The organism is Lentibacter sp. XHP0401 (assembly GCF_025751535.1).
Lineage (GTDB): Bacteria > Pseudomonadota > Alphaproteobacteria > Rhodobacterales > Rhodobacteraceae > Lentibacter.
Map to the genome: position 1 here is coordinate 263,126 of NZ_JAOWLC010000001.1, position 19,820 is coordinate 282,945.

A 19,820-nucleotide genomic window follows, 5' to 3' on the forward strand; every position below is an offset into this window, starting at 1 on the left:
ACTCGAGCGTTCGGCGCTCGGGCAAGTGCGTTTACGCGCGCATTCTGCCTCGCTAGCGTTTGGGGGCAGACAGAACCTCCGTGCTTTGCGGGGGGATCATGTCGGGCGGAGGCAGACCCACATGAGGCGAACATCATATGAGCAAACACGTCCCGAATGCTGCGGGCTCGAGCATCACTCAGAGCTTGGGCCAGTCTGTTACGGCACTCGTTCACGAAATCACCCGATTGAAACACGATCTCACGGCGCTGAGGGCGCGGCTGAATGCGGATGCGGAGAGTTTGCCCCCCGCGAGATGCTGCTGTGCCTCGAAGATGTAGCGCAGTGGATGGGGATCGCTACGGAAATGGAGCACAGTTATGAGAAGCAATCCAAGAACACCCGCAGCGGCGGACGCGAACGCAGCCTTGATCTTGAGGCAGCGCGCCTTAGCATCGGCGGCAAGCTGGATCGCCTCAGAGCCGCCGCAGGTGCAGAGCGCGTTTCTGAGCTCGTTGAGTGAGGCGGAGCTGCTGGCGCTGCCGTTTCTGTTCGAGTTCTGGGCGATGCCGCATCAGGTGACGCCCGAGGGCGACTGGACCAACTGGGTGATCATGGGCGGACGCGGGGCAGGCAAAACGCGCGCGGGTGCGGAATGGGTGCGCAGCCTCGTGGAAGGCGCGGGGCCAAAGGATGCGGGGCGCTGCAAGCGGATTGCGCTTGTTGGTGAAACTGTGGCGCAGGTGCGCGAGGTGATGGTATTTGGCGAGAGCGGGCTTTTAGCCTGCTCTCCGCCCGACCGGCGCCCCGAATGGCAGGCGAGCCGTCGCCAGCTTCTTTGGCCCAACGGCGCTGTGGCGCAGGTTTTCTCGGCGCATGACCCTGAGGCGCTGCGCGGGCCGCAGTTTGACGCCGCATGGGTGGACGAGCTTGCCAAGTGGAAGAAGGCGCGCGAAACCTGGGATATGCTCCAGTTTGGCCTGCGTCTGGGCGCGCATCCGCAGGTGTGCATCACCACCACGCCGCGCAACATCGGGCTGCTCAAAGAGCTGCTGGAGGCCGAGGGCACAGTGACGACCCACGCCCCAACAGAAGCCAATAAAGCAAACCTTGCCAAGGGGTTCCTGGCTGCTGTTCAAGCGAGATACGCCGGCACGCGGCTTGGACGGCAGGAGCTTGACGGGGTCTTGATCGAGGAGGCCGAGGGCGCGCTCTGGACGCCTGCGCGGCTTGAGGCGGCGCGGGTGCGCGAGGTGCCCGAGATGAGCCGTATCGTGGTTGCGGTGGATCCCCCCGTGAGCGGGACGGCCAGCTCGGATGCTTGCGGAATTATTGTGGCGGGTGTGGTCACCAAAGGGCCGGTGCAGGACTGGCGCGCCTATGTTCTGGAGGATGCGAGCGTGGAGGGTGCGAGCCCGATGGCTTGGGCCGAGGCTGCTGTGGCTGCGATGCACCGCTGGAAGGCCGAGCGGATGGTGGCGGAAGTCAATCAGGGGGGTGACCTGGTGGAGCAGGTGATCCGTCAGGTGGACCCTTTGATTTCACTCAGGAAAGTTCACGCCTCCAAGGGCAAGTCGGCGCGCGCCGAGCCGATTGCGGCGCTGTATGAGCAGGGGCGCGTGAGCCACTTCACAGGGTTGGGCCAGCTTGAAGACGAGATGTGCCAGCTCACGTTGCACGGCTTTCACGGCAAGGGCAGCCCCGACCGCACCGACGCGCTTGTCTGGGCTTTGACGGAGCTGATGATCCTGCCTGCGAAGTCTCACATGAGCCCGCAGGTGCGCACGCTCTAGTTAAGAGTTCTTAAACCTTTTCATTCATCTTTCCTTTCAAACGCCGCCTCAAGCATAACTTGAAGTTTGAGTTGCAAAATAAAGTAATTGCTGAATAAATAAGGAGTGCCAGATGACGGTATTTGACTACTTTCGCAAAACGGAGCCTGCGGCCCCCCAGCAGAAGGCCAGCGCCGCGGGCGGTGTTGTCGCTTGGCAGACCTCTGGCCGCGTGGCCTGGAGCCCTCGTGACACAAAGAGCCTGACGCGCACGGGCTTTGCGGGCAACCCAGTGGGCTTTCGTTCGGTCAAGATGATCGCCGAAGCGGCCTCGGCCTTGCCTGTTGTTTTACAGGATGCCGAGCGGCGCTATGAACAGCACCCTGCCTTGGAGCTTTTGAAAAAGCCCAACATGGCGCAGGGGCGTGCGGAGCTTCTGGAGGCGCTTTACGGGCAGCTTTTGCTGACGGGGGATGCCTATATCGAAGCGGTGGCTGGCGACGACGGCTTGCCACTGGAGCTGCATGTTTTGCGCAGTGACCGTATGAGCCTTGTGCCCGGGTCTGACGGCTGGCCTGTGGCTTATGATTACGCTGTGGGCGGCAAGAAGCACCGCTTTCACATCGGGCAAGGCGCGCCTGTGATCTGCCACATCCGCAACTTTCACCCGCAGGACGACCACTACGGCTTTTCGCCCATGCAGGCGGCGGCGCAGGCAGTGGATGTGCACAATGCGGCCTCGCGCTGGACCAAGGCGCTTCTGGACAATGCCGCGCGGCCTTCGGGGGCGATTGTCTATCGCGGGGCCGATGGGCAGAGCGGCCTCAGTGCGGACCAGTATGACCGCCTCGTGAGTGAGATGGAGGCCAATTACCAAGGCGCGCGCAATGCGGGGCGGCCTATGCTGCTGGAGGGCGGGCTTGACTGGAAGCCGATGGGGTTTTCTCCTTCGGACATGGAATTCCAGAAGACCAAGGACGCCGCCGCGCGCGAGATTGCGCTGGCGTTTGGGGTTCCGCCGATGTTGCTCGGCATTCAGGGCGATGCGACCTATGCGAACTATCAAGAGGCGAACCGAGCGTTCTACCGCCTGACTGTGCTGCCGCTGGCGGCAAGAGTCACGGCGAAGCTGGCCGACTGGCTGGGGCAACATTCGGCAGAGCGCTTCGAGCTGAAACCCGATCTTGACCAAGTGCCAGCTTTGGCAGCGGAGCGCGATGCGCAATGGGCGCGGGTGAGTGGGGCGGCCTTTCTGAGTGACACTGAAAAGCGGGTTTTGCTTGGCTTGCCAGCGCTCGGAGGCGACGCGGATGAGTGACCTGAGCCCCCCCGAGGAGGCGCTTGAGGCGATGCTGCCTTATGAGGGCTACCGCGCGATGCTGCGCCATATCGAGCGGCGGCTGACCTCGCTTGAGCTGAGCGTCGCTGCGATGGAGACGGAGCGCGCGGTGAGTGAGGAGAAGCGCAAGTTTATGGTCGCGCGTTTTAACCAGATCGACACACGGCTCGACAAGATCGACGGGCATATCGCGCGGCTGGTCTGGCTGATCATCGCGGCGATCATCGGTGGGTTCATGTCGTTTGTGATGCAGGGCAATCTTGTGCACGGCTGAACGGATTTTAGGAGAAGAAAATGAGTTATCAGGCTGATATTGAAACAAAATTCTGCCGACTTGGTGAAGAGATTACCGTGACCGAGGGCAGCCAGATTGAGGGGTATGCCAGCCTGTTTGGTGCCTGCGATCAGGGCGGTGATGTTGTCGCCAAGGGCGCTTATGCGGCGAGCCTCAAGGCGCTTGCGGCAGATGGGCGGCGCGTGAAGATGCTTTGGCAACATGACCCTGCCCAACCCATCGGCATCTGGGATGAGGTGCGCGAGGATGCCCGCGGGCTTTATGTGAAGGGCCGCCTGCTCGATAGCACCCAGAAGGGCCGCGAGGCGGCGGCGCTGATTGAAGCGGGCGCGATTGACGGCCTCTCTATTGGCTACCGCACCAAAAAGGCGGCAAAGAATGACAAGGGCCAGCGGCTCTTGACGGAACTGGAACTTTGGGAAGTGTCGCTTGTGACCTTCCCGATGTTGCCCAGTGCGCGGGTGGGTGCGAAGGGCGAAAGCCTTCACGCGGACGCCCTGCGCAATATGGCGGCGGCCATCAGGGATGCGCGCCAAGAGCTGGCGCAAGACTGACGCGCTGAAACAGTAACCAGAAAGGAAACTCTGCATGAGTGACACCCAAGCTACGGCTCGGGCCGGGGAAGCTGTGCCTTCCGCGCCTGAAACGAAATCGGCAGCTGATGATTTCATGAGCGAATTCAGCGGCTTTCAGAGCGACATTGCGAAACGACTTAAACAACAGGAAGAGCGACTGACCATGCTTGATCGTAAGACACAGACACACAACCGCCCCCATCTCGCCCGTGCGGCGGAGCTTGATGCGCCGCATCAGAAGGCTTTTAACGCTTACCTGCGTTCGGGGGATGACGACGGGTTGCGCGGCCTTGAGCTTGAGGGCAAGGCGATGTCATCGGCTGTGGCCGCTGACGGCGGTTATCTTGTGGACCCCGAGACAAGCGAGAGCATCCGCTCGGTGCTTGAGAGCACGTCTTCTATCCGTGCGATTGCCAATGTGGTGCGCGTCGAGGCGACATCGTTTGACGTGCTTGTGGACCACTCCGATGTGGGCGCTGGCTGGGCAACAGAGACCGACCCGTCAAGCGAGACAGGCACGCCGCAGATTGACCGTATCACCATCCCGCTGCACGAACTGTCGGCTTTGCCGAAAGCGTCACAGCGCTTGCTGGATGACTCTGCCTTTGACATCGAAGGCTGGCTCGCGGGCCGTATTGCCAACAAGTTTGCCCGCTCCGAAGCGGCGGCCTTCATCAACGGCAACGGTGTGGACAAGCCTACGGGGATGCTCACGCACCCGACTGTGGACAACGACAGCTGGACCTGGGGCAACCTTGGCTATGTGGCCACGGGTGTTGCGGGTGACTTTGACGGCGGCGAAGCTGTCATCGACCTCGTCTATGCTCTGGGTGCGCAGTATCGCGCCAATGCCTCGTTTGTCATGAACTCCAAAACAGCCGGCGCTGTGCGCAAGCTCAAGGACGCGGACGGCCGCTTCCTCTGGTCTGACGGTCTTGCGGCGGGTGAGCCTGCGCGCTTGCTCGGCTACCCTGTGCTGATTGCCGAGGACATGCCCGATGTGGCCGCTGATGCCATGGCGATTGCCTTTGGCGACTTCAACGCAGGCTACACCGTGGCCGAGCGCCCCGACCTGCGCGTGCTGCGCGACCCGTTCAGCGCCAAGCCGCATGTGCTTTTCTATGCAACCAAGCGTGTGGGCGGCGATGTGAGCGATTTTGCAGCGATCAAGCTGCTGAAATTCGGCACGTCTTAAGCCGCAGAAAGAGAGAGGCGGACATTCTGCCTCTCTCTGGCGCGCGGCGCTTTCATCTGTGTTGCCGAGCTGTCCCCTCCGCCCAAGGTAACACAGGCGTCGCGCGCGTTTCGGAGGCGTAAACTTTGGAGAGACTCCATGATGTTAATTGAAGAAACCGCAGTGCCGAGCGAGGCCTTGCCAGTGGACGCCTTCAAAGCGCATTTGCGCCTTGGCACGGGCTTTACGGAAGACACATTGCAAGAGCCTGTGCTTGTCAGCTTTCTGCGCGCGGCCATGTCTGCCATCGAGGCGCGCACCGGCAAGATACTGATCGAGCGCGACTTTTCCTGGACGCTCAACGCCTGGCGCGATGATATGGGGCAAGCCTTGCCTGTAGCGCCTGTGACGGCGCTCATCGAGGTTGTGTTTGTGAACCGCACGGGTGTTGAAAGCCCTTTGGCGGAAAATTTTTACAGCCTTGAACAAGATCTGCAGCGCCCGCGGGTGAAGCCTGTGGCGGGTGTTCTGCCTGCTGTACCGACGGGTGGCGCGGTGCGCATCGGCTTTCGTGCGGGGTTTGGGCCGAGGTGGGACAATCTGCCCGCTGATCTGGGGCAGGCAGTGCTGCTGCTGGCGGCGTATTATTACGAATACCGCAACGAGACCAGCATGGGCGAAGGTTATATGCCCTTTGGGGTGAGTTCCCTTATCGAGCGTTACCGCACCGTGCGGCTTTTTGCGGGGGCGGGGCAATGAGCGTGCCGATGCTGAACCGCCAGCTTGTGCTGGAAAGCCCTGTGCGCGTGCCTGACGGAGCGGGGGGCTTCACGATCACTTGGCAGCCCTTTGGCACGCTTTGGGCCGAAGTGAGCGCGCGCACGGGGCGCGAAACGCAGGGCGAGGCCGTGCCGCTGGCGCAGGTGACATACAAGATCCGCCTGCGGGCTGCTCCGTATGGCTCGGAAATGCGCCCCAAGCCCGAACAGCGCTTTGTCGAAGGCGCGCGCGTCTTTCGCATTAAAGCGGTGGTTGAAGATGACCTGACGGGGCGGTTTCTGACCTGTCTGGCGGATGAGGAGGTTGTGGCATGAGCTATGGTGTTTCTTCAGCGCTTCAGGCGGCTGTCTATCAGGCGCTGATTTCGGATGCGGACCTTGCGGCCCTTGTGGGAACGGCGATTTATGATGCGCTCCCCTCGGGGAGCCTACCTGCGACCTATGTGGCCCTTGGACCTGAGAATGTGCTCGACAGCTCTGACAAGAGCGGGGCCGGCGCGCTGCATTTGTTCACTGTGTCTGTGGTGACGGACAGCGCAGGCTTTCAGGCGGCCAAAGAGGTGGCGGGGCAGGTAAGCGACGTGCTTGTGGATGCGCCTTTGGTGCTGTCGCGCGGGAGCCTCATCTACCTCGGATTTGACCGCGCGAGCGCCACGCGTGAGGGCACGGGCGCGACCCGACGGATAGACTTGCGCTTTCGCGCACGCGTGCAAGACGACAACTAACAAACAGATAACATTGGAGATTTTCTATGACGGCTCAAAACGGTAAAGAACTTCTGATCAAGATCGACCTTACAGGTGACGGCTTATTTGAAACCATCGCAGGCCTGCGCGCCACGCGCCTCAGCTTCAACGCGGAAAGCGTCGATGTGACCAGCCTTGAAAGCGCTGGCGGCTGGCGCGAAATTCTGGGCGGCGCGGGTGTTAAATCAGCATCTTTGTCAGGCTCGGGCGTGTTCAAGGACGCGGCAAGCGACGAGCGCGCGCGCCAGATTTTCTTTGATGGCGAGACGCCTGATTTTCAGGTGATCATTCCCGATTTCGGCACAATCGAAGGCGCGTTTCAGGTCGGCTCCATCGAGTATTCGGGCAGCTACAACGGCGAGGCGACTTATGAGCTTTCGCTCAATTCCGCAGGCGCGCTCAGCTTTACGGCGGCGAGCATTTGATGGGCAACCCCTTTGCCTCTGAAGTGGCGCTCGTCATGGACGGCGAGCGCCGCGTGCTCAAGCTTACGCTTGGGGCGCTGGCCGAGCTTGAGGCCGCGATGGGCGCGGACACGCTGGTGGAGTTGGTCGGCCGCTTTGAGGCGGGCAGTTTTTCGACCCGCGATGTCATGAAGCTGATCGTGGCGGGCCTGCGCGGCGGTGGCTGGCAGGGGGCTTCGGCTGACTTGCTCAGCGTCGAGATCGAGGGCGGGCCCATGGCGGCAGCGCGTGCGGCGGCTCTGCTTCTGGCGCGGGCGTTTATGCTGCCCGAAGGGGGGCAGGATGCGCTTTGACTGGGCCGAGTTGCTGAGGCTGGCGCTCACGCGCCTTGGCCTTAGGCCAGCCGAATTCTGGGCACTGACGCCAGTGGAGCTGATGCTGATGCTGGGGCCGGAGGCCAAGCTCAGACCGATGGATAAAACCGGGCTTCAGGCGCTGCTTGAAGCTTACCCAGACACCAAGGAACGAGAGAAAACATGAGTGATTTTGATGCACTGGACGACATGGAGCTGAAGGCGGATGCTCTGGAGCAGAGCCTTGGCGCGGCGGCGAGTATGGCGGCGAGCTTTGATGCGGAGTTGAAGCGCGTGCGCGCCAGCTTCTCGGAAACGGGGCAGGAGGTTGCCACGCTTGAGAAAGGGCTTAGCCGAGGGCTCAGGCGCGCGGTCGACGGCGTTGTTCTCGACGGGATGAAACTTTCCGATGTGCTCGGAACAGTCGCGCAATCCATGATCAACGCGAGCTATTCGGCCGCTGTGAAGCCTGTGACCGACCATTTTGGCGGGCTGATTGCCAACAGTATTGGCGGGCTGATGGGCGGGATATTTCCGTTCGAGAAGGGCGGCAGCTTTGCGCAGGGGCGCGTGATGCCCTTTGCCAACGGCGGTGTGGTGAACAGCCCCGTGACCTTCCCCATGCGCGGCGGCACGGGGCTTATGGGCGAGGCTGGGCCGGAGGCGATTATGCCTCTGTCGCGTGGGGCTGACGGTAAGCTGGGTGTGAAGGCCGAGGCGAGCCGCGCCGTGAATGTGGTGATGAACATCACAACCCCAGATGCCGACAGCTTCCGCCGCTCGCAAAGCCAGATCGCGGCGCAAATGGGCCGGGTGCTCGCCCGTGGCAACCGCAACAGATAAGGAGAAAATCATGCAGTTTCATGAGGTTAGATTTCCAGCGAATCTGAGCTTCGGCTCGTCTGGTGGCCCCGAGCGGCGCACCGATGTGGTGAGCCTTGCCAACGGATTTGAGGAGCGCAACACGCCTTGGGAGCATTCACGCCGCTGCTATGATGCGGGAATGGGGCTGCGCTCGATGGATGATATTGAAGCGGTGTTGGCTTTTTTCGAGGCGCGGCGTGGGCGGATGCACGGCTTTCGCTGGAAAGACTGGACGGACTTTCAGACGGGGCGGCCCTCGCGCGAGGTCGATTTTGAGGACGAGGTGATCGCCGTTGGCGATGAGGTTACAACTGTCTTTCAGCTTGTGAAAGTATATCGCTCGGGCGAGCAGACCTATGCGCGCCCTGTGAGCAAGCCTGTTGAGGGCACATTGCGAGTTGGGCTTTCGGGCGATGAGCAGAGCGAAGGGATCGATTTTACCGTTGATTATACCTCGGGTCTGGTGACATTCATGCACCCTCCGAGTGTCGATGTAGAGATCACGGCGGGTTTTCACTTTGATGTGCCGGTGCGTTTTGACACCGATCAGATCGTTGCTTCGGCGGCAACGTTTGAAGCGGGCGAAGTACCAGGCGTGCCTGTTGTGGAGCTTCGGGTCTGATGGGCGGCGTGAAGGGCGCGCTGCTCGCGCATTTGCAGACAGGCTGCACGACCATCTGCCGCTGTTGGGCGTTGACGCGGAAAGACGGCACGGTGATGGGCTTTACCGACCACGACAAGGCGCTGGCCTTTGAGGGCATCGGTTTCCGCGCCGATACGGGGATGAGCACTGCGACGCTACAGCAAGCAACAGGGCTGTCTGTCGACAACACCGAGACCATGGGCGCGCTGAGTGATGCAAGCATCAGCGAGGCCGATATCGAGGCCGGGCGCTATGACGGGGCCGAGGTGTCATCATGGCTGGTGAATTGGGCCGATGTGAGCGCCCGCCATCTTATGTTTCGCGGCACGATTGGCGAGATTCGGCGCGGCAAGGGCGCGTTTCACGCCGAGCTGCGCGGGCTGACCGAGGCTTTGGGGCGTCCTGTAGGGCGGGTTTACCAGAAGCCCTGCACCGCTGTTTTGGGCGATGCTAGCTGCGGGTTTGACGCCAGCGCTGAGGGCTATTTTGACGCGCGCGCGGTCGAGGTTGTCGAGGAGGGCCGCGTCTTTCGGTTTGAGCAGATGACGGGTTTCGAGCCGGCGTGGTTTGCCTTTGGCACGCTTGAGGGGGTGAGCGGAGAGTGCGCGGGCCTCAAGGGCATTGTGAAGCGCGATTACTTCGAGGGTGAAGCGCGCGTGATCGAGCTTTGGCATCCGATGCGCGCGGGGATTGCTACGGGGGATTTGATCCGCCTTGTGGCGGGATGCGACAAACGTATGCAGACCTGCCGTACGAAATTCATCAACCTTCTGAATTTTCAAGGTTTTCCTGATATTCCGGGCGATACTTGGCTTGCGGTGCAGCCCCAAAGCGCGGGGCAGACAGGCGGCGGGAGCAGACGTTCATGAGCGATGTGGCAGAGCAAGCGGTGAGAGAGGCGCGCGCGTGGATCGGCACACCCTATCATCATCAGGCGGCTGTGAAGGGCATTGGAACAGACTGCCTTGGCCTGTTGCGTGGTGTCTGGCGTGCGATTTACGGCGAGGAGCCCGAGGCCGTGCCAGCTTATACGCCCGACTGGTCGGAGCCGCAGGGGGAAGAACGGCTTTGGCAGGCCGCCGAGCGGCACCTGATCCCTGTGCAGGTGGCGCAGGCCGAGGCGGGGGATATTCTTTTGTTCCGGATGCGCAGCGGCGGAGTTGCCAAGCACCTCGGCATCATGTCGGCGTCTGGCTCTGCACCCAAATTCATTCACGCCTATTCGGGGCATGCGGTGCTGGAAAGCCCGCTGACGACCCCATGGCAGCGCCGCGTTGTGGCTTCATTTCGTTTTTCTGAGGAGGTCTCCTGATGGCAACCATTCTTCTTTCGGCAGCAGGCGCTGCGATTGGCGGCTCTGTGGGCGGCTCGGTTCTGGGCCTCTCGATGGCTGCTGTGGGCCGTTTCGCGGGGGCCAGCCTTGGCCGCGCGATTGACCAGAGCGTTATGGGGCAAGGCTCTGATGTTGTCGAACATGGCCGCGTTGAACGTTTTCGCCTTACCTCTGCGGGCGAAGGCGACCCTGTGGCGCAGGTTTACGGGCGGATGCGGGTTGCGGGCCATGTGATCTGGGCGACGCAATTTGCCGAGAGCGTAACCACGACTGGAGGCGGCAAAGGTGTTTCCTCCAGCCCGAAAACGAGCCAGTTCAGCTACACCGTGAGCATGGCGATTGCGCTCTGTGAGGGGGTGATCTCGGGCGTGGGCCGTGTTTGGGCTGATGGGCTTGAGGTTGACCCAGAGAGCCTCGGGATGCGCGTTTATCGCGGCTTGCCTGACCAGATGCCGGACCCGAAGATGGAGGCCGTGGAGGGCGCAGGGCAAGTGCCTGCTTACCGTGGCACGGCCTATGTTGTGCTGGAAGAGCTTGGGCTTGAGCGCTTTGGCAACCGTGTGCCGCAGTTCGAGTTTGAGGTGATGCGACCTACGCAAGCACACTTGGACGACGCGGACGAAGACATGGCCCATGTTGTTCAGGCTGTGGCTATGATGCCCGGCAGTGGGGAATACACGCTAGCCACAACCCCCGTGCGCTATGACTACGGTGTGGGGCAGGCCGCTTTGGCAAATGTGAATACACCTGCGGGTAAGGCTGATTTTCGTGTGGCGACCGAGCGTATGATGACCGAGTTGCCCAACCTTAAAGCAAGCTCGCTGATTGTGAGCTGGTTTGGTGGGGATTTGCGCTGTGGTGAGTGTGAGCTGCGCCCCAGGGTTGAGCAAAAGCAACATGACGGCACGGAGATGCCATGGCAGGTGGCGGGGCTGACGCGGGCCATAGCTGAGGAAGTGCCGCGGGATGGCACGGCGCGGCCTGTCTATGGCGGCACACCATCAGATCAGTCTGTCATCGAGGCGATCACGCATCTGCATGAACAGGGCGTTGAGGTGCTCTATTATCCGTTTATCCTGATGGACCAGCTTGCGGAAAATACGCTAACAGACCCTTACACAGGCGATATGGGCCAGCCTGCCTTCCCTTGGCGCGGGCGCATCACGCTCTCCAGCGCGCCGGGACAGAGCAGCAGCTCTGACGGGACGGCGATGGCAGACGGCGAGGTGGCGGCGTTTTTCGGCATGGCCTGTGCGAGCGATTTTACCGTTGCCAACGGGGCTGTGACATATTCGGGGCCAGACGAGTGGTCCTACTCCCGCTTTATCCTGCACAACGCTGCACTCTGCGCGGCGGCAGGAGGCGTTGACAGCTTTTCTATCGGCTCGGAGATGCGCGAGTTGACTAAAATTCGCGGCGCTACAGGCTTCGTGGTTGTGGCGGCTTTGAAGGGCTTGGCTGCCGAAGCGCGTGCACTTCTGGGCCCGAATGTGAAGATCGGATACTGCGCGGATTGGTCGGAATACTTCGGCTTCAATGACAATGGCGACCGTCTCTTTCACCTTGATCCGCTCTGGTCAGACGCGAACATCGACTTCATCGGTATTGATAATTACATGCCGCTGAGTGACTGGCGGGATGAAGAGGGCGAGGCAGATGAGGCCTATGGCTCGATCTACAACCTCGACTATCTGGAGGCCAATATTCTGGGGGGCGAGGGTTATGACTGGTTCTATCACTCACCCGAAGCGCGCGCGGCGCAGATCCGCACGCCGATTGAGGATACTGAGCATTCCGAGCCATGGGTTTGGCGCTACAAAGACATTGTAAACTGGTGGTCCTCTGATCACCACGAGCGCGTGAATGGCGTGCGCTCGGAAACACCCACGGAGTGGATTCCGCAGTCCAAGCCCATTTGGTTTACCGAGCTGGGCTGTGCGGCGATTGATAAGGGCACCAACCAGCCCAACAAGTTCCTTGACCCCAAATCCAGCGAAAGCAGCTTGCCGCATTACTCCAACGGGCGGCGCGACGACTACCTGCAGGCACAATACCTGCGCGCGATGCACCGCTTTTGGGCGCGGGCGGAGAACAACCCTGTGTCTGTGGAGTATAACGCGCCGATGCTTGACATGAGCCGCGCCTTTGTCTGGGCATGGGATGCGCGGCCTTACCCGCACTTCCCCGCGCTTGAGGCGGTTTGGAGCGATGCCGGCAACTATGCACGCGGGCATTGGATCACCGGGCGGGCTTCGTCGCGTGCGCTGTCTTCGGTTGTGGCGGAGCTATGCGAGCGTGCCGGACTAACAGCTTATGATGTGAGCGATCTCAAGGGGGTGGTTGAGGGCTATGCCGTTGGGCAGGTCGAGGAGGCGCGCGCTTCGCTTCAGCCTCTTATGCTGGCTTACGGCTTTGACGCCGTGGAGCGTGACGGAACGCTTGTGTTCCTGATGCGCGAAGGACGCGAAGATACGAGCCTGGATGCCCGCGCCGTTGCGTTGAGCGAAGAACTTGAGGCCGATGTGGAGCGGCTGCGTGCCTCGGAGGCCGAGTTGATGGGGCGTGTGCGGCTGCGGTTTATCCAGAGCGGTGCTGACTTTGAGACAATCGCCGAGGAAGCCGTGCTGCCTGACCAAGCCACGCAGGCTGTGGCGGTTTCTGAACTACCCTTGGTGATGCGCCGCGGCAGCGGGCGCCAGATTGTCGAGCGCTGGCTCTCGGAAGCGCGGGTGGCGCGCGACACCCTGCGCTTTGCACTGCCGCCTTCAAGGCTTGATGTGGCGGCGGGGGATGTCTTGCGGCTGAACCACGAGGGAAGTGCGCAGCTTATTCGTGTGGACCGTGTCGAGATCGGTCGTGAGCAGATCGTCGAAGGCGTGCGGATCGAGCCGGAAACATACAACCCCGTTGATGTGGCCGAAGATGCGCCGCTCATGCCGGGGTTCACACCGCCTGTGCCGGTCTTTCCGCCGTTTCTGGATTTGCCACTGATGCGCGGTGATGAAGCGCCCCATGCGCCGCATTTGGCAGTGACAGCCGAGCCATGGCCCGGAAGTGCCGCGCTTTATACTTCAAGCGACGGGGAGGGCTACCGGTTTGACAGACTCGTCACAGCGCGCAGCACTGTGGGTGTTCTGGAAACACCGCTCACGGCGGCCTGCGCCGGGCTCTATGACCGAGGTTCAAATGTGAGTGTGCGCCTCACTTCGGGAACCCTCGCCTCAGTGAGCGAGCTTGCGATGCTGAACGGGAGCAACCTTGCAGCTATTGGCGATGGCAGCCCCGAAAACTGGGAGCTGGTGCAATTCCAGAACGCCGATCTGGTGGCCGAGAAAACCTATACACTCACGCGGCTGTTGCGTGGGCAACTTGGCAGCGATGCGTGGCAGCCGCAAAGCTGGCCCGCTGGAAGCTATTTTGTGCTGCTCGACGGGAGGCCAGAGCAAGTGGGTTTGCAGGCGTCCGAGCGCGGGCTGGAGCGGTTTTATCGTGTTGGTCCTGCGAGCCGGCCCTATGATGACCCATCTTATACGGGCATGTCGGCGGCCTTTGACGGCGTGGGTTTGAGGCCGCTGAGCCCTTGCCATTTGAACCTCGCGCAAGATGCTGTCGGCTATAGCGCCAGCTGGATCAGACGGTCGCGTATCGGTGCGGACAGCTGGGAGCTTCTCGATGTGCCGCTCGGTGAAGACAGTGAAAGCTATCTCGTGCGGGTGAGCGCTGGGGGTGTGGTGCTGCGTGAAAGCATCGTTGCTACACCGAACTGGAGCTATTCTGCCGCACAGGCGGCAGCAGATGGGGCGGGCGCAGGCTTCACGCTGTCCGTTGCGCAGATATCGGGCGTTTATGGCGCGGGTGCTTTTACACATGGCGATGTGAGCGCCTAACCAGTGGCAGGTGATTGCGAACGGGGCGGCTTAGGGAAACCTCGGCCGCCTTTTCTCTGTGCCCCTGCATAGCGCGCCTCACGGAATTGCGTTTGTCATGAGCGGACGGTTTCCTATATGCATGTTATGCAAGCGCAAAGGAGACCGCCATGGCCCAGCTTAAAACCAACCTCGCCAAGCTTGACCCTGTTTGGGCGCAAATTCGCGATGAGGCCGAAGAGGCCGTGAAAGCCGAGCCGCTCTTGGGCGGCCTGGTCCACGCCTGCATTCTGCACCACAGCTCGATTGAAAAGGCGCTGGCTTACCGTATTTCGACGAAGCTCGCTTCAAGCGAGATGTCGGAGCAAATTTTGCGCGAAATTTGTGATGAAGCCTATGGCGGCGATGATAATCTTGCGATGAGTGCACGGGCAGATATTGTCGCGGTTTATGACCGTGACCCCGCCTGCCACCGCTTTTTGCAGCCTATCCTGTTCTTCAAAGGGTTTCAGGCGGTGCAGGCCTATCGTGTTTCCAACTGGCTTTGGCGCGAAGGGCATAGAGACCTCGCCTATTTCTTCCAGATGCGCAGCTCGGAGGCCTTCGGGATTGATATTCATCCCGGAGCACGGATCGGTAAGGGCATCATGATCGATCACGCACATTCGATTGTTATCGGTGAAACCGCTGTTGTGGGCGACAATGTTTCGATGCTGCACTCGGTTACGCTCGGCGGCACCGGCAAGGAAGAGGAAGACCGCCATCCCAAGATTGGCGATGGGGTTCTGATTGGCGCTGGCGCGAAAGTGCTCGGCAACATCAAGGTCGGCAACTGCTCTCGGATCGCGGCGGGCTCTGTTGTGCTTCAGGATATCCCTGCCAAGAAAACAGTCGCTGGCGTTCCGGCGCGGATCGTTGGCGAAGCGGGCTGTGCGACGCCTTCTCAAACCATGAACCAGGTGATTGAACGCGGGTTTGACGACTGAGCTTTGTCGCTGATCCAAAGGGGTGCCTGCGGCACACAGGTTTGTTTATTGGGGGCCAGCCCCCAAACCCCCGGGATATTTAGGGCAAAAAGAAAGGCATGGGCGTTTTTGCGGGGCAGCAGGAAGGTATCTCCTGCTGCCCCGTTTTTGTATGGGGTAGGCTGAGGTTAGGCCTGTGTCATTTCTTCCAGCACACGTGCCCAGGAACGAATGCCTTTGTGAAAGCTCTCCATGTCGTATTTCTCGTTGGGTGAGTGGATTTGGTCGTCATCCTTGCCAAAGCCGATGAGCATCGCGTCCATATCGAGGATATCCTTGAAGAAGCCCGCAATCGGGATCGAGCCACCGCAGCCCACATAAGCGGCCGCATCGGGCCATTCATCGGACAGTGCCTTGCGGGCCTGCTCGAACGCGGGGTGCGAAACTGACATCTGCGCCGCGGGCGCGCCTTTGTCGCCTTTGAAGCTGACCTTATAGTCGGACGGTACGGAAGCCTCGACGTATGCCTTGAGTGCCGCGACGATCTTGGCCGGGTCTTGTTGCCCGACCAGGCGGAAGGTGAACTTGGCGTGGGCTTTGCTTGGCAGCACGGTTTTTGAGCCGTCGCCTGTATAGCCGCCCCACATCCCGTTGACTTCGCAGGTGGGCCGTGACCAGAGCTTTTCAAGCGGAGTGCGGTCAACCTCACCGCCTTGTTCTGTCAGTCCGACATCACCGAGAAACCTGGTATGATCAAAGCTGAGCGCCTGCCATTGGGAGCGGATCTCGTCTGAAAGTTCGGGCACACCGTCATAGAAGCCATCCAAGGTGATACGCCCCGTTTCGTCATGCAAGCCAGCAATGATCCTTGCCATCACATGCAGAGGGTTGCGCACGAGGCCGCCATACATGCCGGAGTGCAAATCGCGGTCGGGGCCGGTGATTTCAACTTCGACCCCCGCAAGCCCGCGCAGCATCGTGATAATCGCGGGGACGCGGCTTTCAAACAGGCCTGTGTCGCAGATGAGGGCGATGTCGGCTTTCAGTTCGTCCGCGTTGTCTTTCATAAACGGAATAAGCGAGGGCGAACCGCTTTCCTCTTCTCCCTCAAAGAAGAAGGTGATCTGGCAGGGCAGGGTGCCGTTCACTTCTTTCCATGCGCGGCAGGCTTCGACAAAGGTCATGAGCTGGCCTTTATCGTCCGAAGATCCACGCCCGCGGATCACACGGCCGGCGGGGGTTTCTTCTACTGCGGGGTCAAACGGGTCACGATCCCAGAGATTGAGCGGATCTACCGGCTGCACATCATAGTGTCCGTAAAACAGGATGTGCGGCCCGTCGCCCTCGACATGGCCAACAACCATCGGATGACCCGGTGTAGGGCGTTTGGTGGCTTTTGCCCCGATACTTTCAAGATCGGCGACAAGCCAGTCGGCGGCTGTCTGGCAATGTTCGGCAAAAGCTGGGTCGGTTGACACGGAAGGTATACGCAACAGCTCAAGTAGACGGTCGGTGGCTTCGGGCAGGTTTGTGTCGATCTGGTTGAGAACGTCTTTGAGAGACATGGCGTTGTCCTTGGATTGGTTTGGGGGATTGGTTCGGGTAAACGTAACCTTGGGTGCGGTAATGTCCAGCCGTGAAAAGATATAACAAAAAGGCCGGTTTTATTGATCTGGGTCAAACAAAAAAGCGCGGCAAAATGTAACCTGTTGTTCAAGGGTAGCGTCTCGTAGTGTTATTCAGTAATGTGAATACGGGATTCTGCACAGCCAGTTGCCGACAAACGGAAAAATACAAGAGACCAAAAGGGGATCGCGCGTGGATTATTCTGCCAAGCTCGACGAAGCGCTGAACAAACTTCACGAAGAGGGCCGCTACAGAACCTTCATCGACATCGAGCGCAAGAATGGCCAGTTCCCTCATGCAACTTGGCGCAAACCCGATGGCTCCGAGGCGCCGATCACAGTCTGGTGTGGCAACGATTACCTTGGCATGGGCCAGCACCCCGCAGTTTTGGCCGCCATGCATGAGGCGATTGAAGCAACAGGGGCAGGCTCAGGCGGCACACGCAACATTTCCGGCACGACCGTTTATCACAAGCGCCTTGAGGCCGAATTGGCCGATTTGCACGGCAAGGAAGCGGCGCTTGTCTTCACTTCCGCCTATATTGCAAATGATGCAACGCTGAGCACTTTGCCCAAGCTTTTCCCCGGTTTGATCATCTATTCCGACGCGCTTAACCACGCCTCGATGATTGAAGGTGTGCGCCGCAACGGAGGGGCCAAGCGTATCTTCCGCCATAATGACCTGGCGCATCTACGCGAGCTGCTTGAAGCAGATGATCCCGACGCTCCGAAACTGATTGCCTTCGAATCGGTTTACTCGATGGACGGCGATTTCGGCCCCATCAAGGAGATCTGTGATCTGGCTGACGAATTCGGCGCGCTCACCTATATCGACGAAGTGCACGCTGTCGGCATGTATGGCCCTCGTGGCGCCGGGGTTGCCGAGCAAGAGTGCCTGATGCACCGTATCGACATCATCAACGGCACATTGGCAAAGGCCTATGGTGTGATGGGCGGCTATATCGCGGCCTCTTACAAGATGTGCGATGCGATCCGCTCTTACGCACCGGGTTTTATTTTCACAACCTCCCTGCCACCTGCCATCGCCGCAGGGGCGGCCGCCTCTGTGGCTCACCTCAAGCGCGATCAGGACTTGCGCAAGAAGCATCAGGAGCAGGCCGCTAAACTCAAGTTGCGCCTCAAGGGGCTGGGACTGCCAATCATCGATCACGGCTCCCATATCGTTCCGGTCATGGTTGGCAATCCTGTGCACACCAAAGCTCTATCGGATATGCTGCTTGAAAATCACGGTATATATGTTCAGCCGATCAACTTCCCGACAGTGCCGCGGGGCACCGAGCGCTTACGCTTTACTCCGTCCCCCGTGCATGGGCCCGAGGAGATGGACAAGCTGATCAAAGCAATGGATGAACTGTGGTCGCATTGTGCGCTGAATCGTGCCGAGTTGGCGGGCTGAACGCACTGTTTCGTGCAATCTCTATTGCGATATGCTAGAAAAGCCCAAATAAAAGGGCAAGTTGCTGCAATGGCAGCACGATTCGCTATAAGCGAGCACGAGTAGGGGCAGCACGCATGATCAGGCGCAAAAGCAAGCGCAGCGATGCAAGTGAGAACGCCGAACCACGCTGGTTTGACGATTTCGAGTTGCGACTTGGCGATATCATGCGCGGCGAACGGGCTACTATGGGTAAATCCCTGCTTGATGTTCAGCGCGAACTTCGTATCAAAGCCAGCTATATCGCGGCGATCGAGAATGCCGACCCTCACGCTTTTGACACACCGGGTTTCATCGCGGGCTACGTGCGGTCTTACGCGCGTTACCTCGGGATGGACCCTGACCGAGCCTTTGCGGCCTTTTCCGCCGAGAGCGGCTTCACGACAGCCCACGGTATGTCCGAAGCAGCCTCTTCGGTGCGTAAGGACGCTCTGCCCAGCAAACAGAAGAAACGCGAGCCGCGTGACCCGATGTTTGAAGGCGCAACGCCCTTTGCCCCTGGTGCCGAAACATTCTTTTCTCGCATCGAGCCCGGTGCAATAGGCTCGGTTCTGGTGCTTGTCGCGCTGGTTGGCGCGCTCGGTTTCGGTGGCTGGACTGTGCTCAATGAAGTGCAACGCGTGCAGCTTGCCCCCGTTGAAAACACACCTGATGTTCTGGCAGATCTTGATCCGCTTGAACAAGCGCAACAAAATATTACGCCCGCTCTTGGCGAAAGTAGCCCCGAACTGAGGGCTGCGGCTGACGGCTTTGACAGGCTTTACCGTCCGCAGGCGCTTGATGTGCCTGTGCTTGTGGCGCGTGATGCTCCGATTTCGACGCTGCGCCCTGAAGAACTCGGCACATTTGCAAGCCTGCCGGAAGCTGGAACAGCACCAACCCTTGGAAGCGCTCAAGGTCTTTCGGCTGATCTGGCGAATGGTGTGAAAGTTGTGGCGGCACGGCCTGCTTGGGTGCGGATCAGCAGTGCAGAGGGTGAAACGCTTTTCAGTGGCATTCTCGATGCGGGGGATACATTTGATGTGCCTCAATCCGAAGGTCTGGAAGCACCGACCATTCGTGTGGGCGAAAGCGGCTCGATTTACTATGTCGTTGACGGAAAAATGCTCGGGCCGACAGGCCCGCGTGGCTCTATCACCGAAGGTTTTTCACTGGCTTCTGCCGATCTGGCGGCTGCATTGCCCGAAGCCAACATCGCACGCGACAACGATTTGTCGATTGCCCTTGCCAGCTTGGGCGCAGAGCTTCCGACAGAGACGGCTGCTGTGCCTCAAGTTTTCGAACAGCAGCAAGATGTTGTCACAGTTATAGCAACCCGTGAAGTCTGGTTGCGGGTGCGCTCGGCAAATGGCACGATCCTGCATGAAGCCGTCATGCAGCCGGGCGATTTTTACACCGTACCGCAAACAACAGAGCCCGCGACTATCCGCGCAGGTGATGCAGGCGCTGTTTACTTTGCAGCCAATGGCAACACCTATGGCCCCTACGGCGCACGCGGGGCCATTGCTGATAATCTTGCGCTCACGGCTGAAAATGTCACCGCCGAACTTGGTCTGGCCGATTGGGAAACCATCGAGCCGTTGGCCCGCGCAGTGGCACAGCTTGACTCGGAAGGCGCCTTTGGCGTGCTGCACGACTAAGCGATACATTGC

At 60.1% G+C, this 19,820-nt stretch carries 21 protein-coding genes; 20 read left to right on the forward strand and 1 reads right to left on the reverse strand.

Annotated features, from left to right (window positions below):
- The first annotated feature begins 121 nt into the window (after positions 1 to 121).
- The 18 genes from OE750_RS01395 (at position 122) to cysE (ending at position 15,108) form a co-directional block, all read left to right on the forward strand.
- Positions 122 to 502, forward strand: a complete 381-nt coding sequence (locus OE750_RS01395) for a hypothetical protein (RefSeq protein WP_263760592.1) — start codon at positions 122 to 124, stop codon at positions 500 to 502.
- Between the two features lie 10 nt (positions 503 to 512).
- On the forward strand, positions 513 to 1,772 hold the full coding sequence (locus OE750_RS01400) for a terminase large subunit domain-containing protein (RefSeq protein WP_263761188.1): 1,260 nt from the start codon (positions 513 to 515) through the stop codon (positions 1,770 to 1,772).
- Positions 1,773 to 1,884: 112 nt separating this feature from the next.
- Positions 1,885 to 3,069, forward strand: a complete 1,185-nt coding sequence (locus OE750_RS01405; protein WP_263760594.1) for a phage portal protein — start codon at positions 1,885 to 1,887, stop codon at positions 3,067 to 3,069.
- Positions 3,062 to 3,364, forward strand: coding sequence for a hypothetical protein (locus tag OE750_RS01410; protein WP_263760596.1), 303 nt, complete (start codon positions 3,062 to 3,064; stop codon positions 3,362 to 3,364). Before OE750_RS01405 ends, OE750_RS01410 begins: the two co-directional genes overlap by 8 nt.
- Positions 3,365 to 3,384: 20 nt before the next feature.
- Positions 3,385 to 3,939 carry an HK97 family phage prohead protease gene (locus tag OE750_RS01415; RefSeq protein ID WP_263760598.1) on the forward strand — a complete coding sequence of 185 codons (555 nt, stop codon included), beginning with the start codon at positions 3,385 to 3,387 and terminating at the stop codon, positions 3,937 to 3,939.
- A gap of 34 nt (positions 3,940 to 3,973) precedes the next feature.
- A complete protein-coding gene (locus OE750_RS01420) occupies positions 3,974 to 5,155 on the forward strand; it encodes a phage major capsid protein (protein WP_263760600.1) in 1,182 nt (393 codons plus the stop codon).
- A 138-nt stretch (positions 5,156 to 5,293) separates the two neighbouring features.
- Positions 5,294 to 5,893, forward strand: coding sequence for a head-tail connector protein (locus OE750_RS01425; RefSeq protein ID WP_263760602.1), 600 nt, complete (start codon positions 5,294 to 5,296; stop codon positions 5,891 to 5,893).
- Complete coding sequence (locus OE750_RS01430) at positions 5,890 to 6,228, forward strand: head-tail adaptor protein (RefSeq protein WP_263760604.1); 339 nt, start codon at positions 5,890 to 5,892, stop codon at positions 6,226 to 6,228. The genes OE750_RS01425 and OE750_RS01430 overlap by 4 nt, the downstream gene beginning before the upstream one ends.
- The gene (locus OE750_RS01435; protein ID WP_263760606.1) at positions 6,225 to 6,638 is read left to right on the forward strand and encodes a DUF3168 domain-containing protein; all 414 of its coding nucleotides are present in this window, start codon (positions 6,225 to 6,227) and stop codon (positions 6,636 to 6,638) included. The genes OE750_RS01430 and OE750_RS01435 overlap by 4 nt, the downstream gene beginning before the upstream one ends.
- Positions 6,639 to 6,664: 26 nt before the next feature.
- Positions 6,665 to 7,084 (forward strand): phage major tail protein, TP901-1 family, encoded by a 420-nt coding sequence (locus tag OE750_RS01440; protein WP_263760608.1) that lies wholly within the window; start codon positions 6,665 to 6,667, stop codon positions 7,082 to 7,084.
- Positions 7,084 to 7,416, forward strand: a complete 333-nt coding sequence (locus OE750_RS01445) for a gene transfer agent family protein (RefSeq protein WP_263760609.1) — start codon at positions 7,084 to 7,086, stop codon at positions 7,414 to 7,416. Before OE750_RS01440 ends, OE750_RS01445 begins: the two co-directional genes overlap by 1 nt.
- On the forward strand, positions 7,406 to 7,603 hold the full coding sequence (locus tag OE750_RS01450; protein WP_263760611.1) for a rcc01693 family protein: 198 nt from the start codon (positions 7,406 to 7,408) through the stop codon (positions 7,601 to 7,603). The genes OE750_RS01445 and OE750_RS01450 overlap by 11 nt, the downstream gene beginning before the upstream one ends.
- A complete protein-coding gene (locus OE750_RS01455) occupies positions 7,600 to 8,259 on the forward strand; it encodes a phage tail tape measure protein (protein ID WP_263760613.1) in 660 nt (219 codons plus the stop codon). The genes OE750_RS01450 and OE750_RS01455 overlap by 4 nt, the downstream gene beginning before the upstream one ends.
- Before the next feature lie 10 nt (positions 8,260 to 8,269).
- Positions 8,270 to 8,902, forward strand: coding sequence for a DUF2460 domain-containing protein (locus OE750_RS01460; RefSeq protein WP_263760614.1), 633 nt, complete (start codon positions 8,270 to 8,272; stop codon positions 8,900 to 8,902).
- A complete protein-coding gene (locus tag OE750_RS01465; protein ID WP_263760616.1) occupies positions 8,902 to 9,792 on the forward strand; it encodes a DUF2163 domain-containing protein in 891 nt (296 codons plus the stop codon). The genes OE750_RS01460 and OE750_RS01465 overlap by 1 nt, the downstream gene beginning before the upstream one ends.
- Positions 9,789 to 10,235 (forward strand): NlpC/P60 family protein, encoded by a 447-nt coding sequence (locus OE750_RS01470; protein WP_263760618.1) that lies wholly within the window; start codon positions 9,789 to 9,791, stop codon positions 10,233 to 10,235. The genes OE750_RS01465 and OE750_RS01470 overlap by 4 nt, the downstream gene beginning before the upstream one ends.
- Entirely contained in the window at positions 10,235 to 14,143 is a 3,909-nt protein-coding gene (locus OE750_RS01475) for a glycoside hydrolase/phage tail family protein (RefSeq protein WP_263760620.1), read from the forward strand. Before OE750_RS01470 ends, OE750_RS01475 begins: the two co-directional genes overlap by 1 nt.
- A 149-nt stretch (positions 14,144 to 14,292) precedes the next feature.
- Positions 14,293 to 15,108, forward strand: a complete 816-nt coding sequence (gene cysE, locus OE750_RS01480) for a serine O-acetyltransferase (RefSeq protein ID WP_263760622.1) — start codon at positions 14,293 to 14,295, stop codon at positions 15,106 to 15,108.
- A gap of 167 nt (positions 15,109 to 15,275) precedes the next feature.
- On the opposite strand, the gene OE750_RS01485 is transcribed toward cysE, so the two are convergent.
- Positions 15,276 to 16,652 carry a dipeptidase gene (locus OE750_RS01485; protein WP_263760624.1) on the reverse strand — a complete coding sequence of 459 codons (1,377 nt, stop codon included), beginning with the start codon at positions 16,650 to 16,652 and terminating at the stop codon, positions 15,276 to 15,278.
- Between the two features lie 253 nt (positions 16,653 to 16,905).
- On the opposite strand from OE750_RS01485, the gene hemA reads away from it, so the two are divergent.
- Together hemA and OE750_RS01495 are read left to right on the forward strand one after the other, a co-directional pair.
- The gene (gene hemA / locus OE750_RS01490) at positions 16,906 to 18,129 is read left to right on the forward strand and encodes a 5-aminolevulinate synthase (protein ID WP_263760626.1); all 1,224 of its coding nucleotides are present in this window, start codon (positions 16,906 to 16,908) and stop codon (positions 18,127 to 18,129) included.
- 116 nt (positions 18,130 to 18,245) lie between these two features.
- Positions 18,246 to 19,808 (forward strand): helix-turn-helix domain-containing protein, encoded by a 1,563-nt coding sequence (locus OE750_RS01495; RefSeq protein ID WP_263760628.1) that lies wholly within the window; start codon positions 18,246 to 18,248, stop codon positions 19,806 to 19,808.
- Positions 19,809 to 19,820 lie beyond the last annotated feature (12 nt).

Excerpts from the sequence above, each read along its gene's own strand:
- OE750_RS01395 (WP_263760592.1), top strand. The coding sequence starts at position 122 with ATGAGGCGAACATCATATGAGCAAACACGTCCCGAATGCTGCGGGCTC.
- OE750_RS01405 (WP_263760594.1), top strand. The coding sequence starts at position 1,885 with ATGACGGTATTTGACTACTTTCGCAAAACGGAGCCTGCGGCCCCCCAG.
- OE750_RS01410 (WP_263760596.1), top strand. The coding sequence starts at position 3,062 with ATGAGTGACCTGAGCCCCCCCGAGGAGGCGCTTGAGGCGATGCTGCCT.
- OE750_RS01415 (WP_263760598.1), top strand. The coding sequence starts at position 3,385 with ATGAGTTATCAGGCTGATATTGAAACAAAATTCTGCCGACTTGGTGAA.
- OE750_RS01420 (WP_263760600.1), top strand. The coding sequence starts at position 3,974 with ATGAGTGACACCCAAGCTACGGCTCGGGCCGGGGAAGCTGTGCCTTCC.
- OE750_RS01425 (WP_263760602.1), top strand. The coding sequence starts at position 5,294 with ATGATGTTAATTGAAGAAACCGCAGTGCCGAGCGAGGCCTTGCCAGTG.
- OE750_RS01430 (WP_263760604.1), top strand. The coding sequence starts at position 5,890 with ATGAGCGTGCCGATGCTGAACCGCCAGCTTGTGCTGGAAAGCCCTGTG.
- OE750_RS01435 (WP_263760606.1), top strand. The coding sequence starts at position 6,225 with ATGAGCTATGGTGTTTCTTCAGCGCTTCAGGCGGCTGTCTATCAGGCG.
- OE750_RS01440 (WP_263760608.1), top strand. The coding sequence starts at position 6,665 with ATGACGGCTCAAAACGGTAAAGAACTTCTGATCAAGATCGACCTTACA.
- OE750_RS01445 (WP_263760609.1), top strand. The coding sequence starts at position 7,084 with ATGGGCAACCCCTTTGCCTCTGAAGTGGCGCTCGTCATGGACGGCGAG.
- OE750_RS01450 (WP_263760611.1), top strand. The coding sequence starts at position 7,406 with ATGCGCTTTGACTGGGCCGAGTTGCTGAGGCTGGCGCTCACGCGCCTT.
- OE750_RS01455 (WP_263760613.1), top strand. The coding sequence starts at position 7,600 with ATGAGTGATTTTGATGCACTGGACGACATGGAGCTGAAGGCGGATGCT.
- OE750_RS01460 (WP_263760614.1), top strand. The coding sequence starts at position 8,270 with ATGCAGTTTCATGAGGTTAGATTTCCAGCGAATCTGAGCTTCGGCTCG.
- OE750_RS01465 (WP_263760616.1), top strand. The coding sequence starts at position 8,902 with ATGGGCGGCGTGAAGGGCGCGCTGCTCGCGCATTTGCAGACAGGCTGC.
- OE750_RS01470 (WP_263760618.1), top strand. The coding sequence starts at position 9,789 with ATGAGCGATGTGGCAGAGCAAGCGGTGAGAGAGGCGCGCGCGTGGATC.
- OE750_RS01475 (WP_263760620.1), top strand. The coding sequence starts at position 10,235 with ATGGCAACCATTCTTCTTTCGGCAGCAGGCGCTGCGATTGGCGGCTCT.
- cysE (WP_263760622.1), top strand. The coding sequence starts at position 14,293 with ATGGCCCAGCTTAAAACCAACCTCGCCAAGCTTGACCCTGTTTGGGCG.
- OE750_RS01485 (WP_263760624.1), bottom strand. The coding sequence starts at position 16,652 with ATGTCTCTCAAAGACGTTCTCAACCAGATCGACACAAACCTGCCCGAA.
- OE750_RS01495 (WP_263760628.1), top strand. The coding sequence starts at position 18,246 with ATGATCAGGCGCAAAAGCAAGCGCAGCGATGCAAGTGAGAACGCCGAA.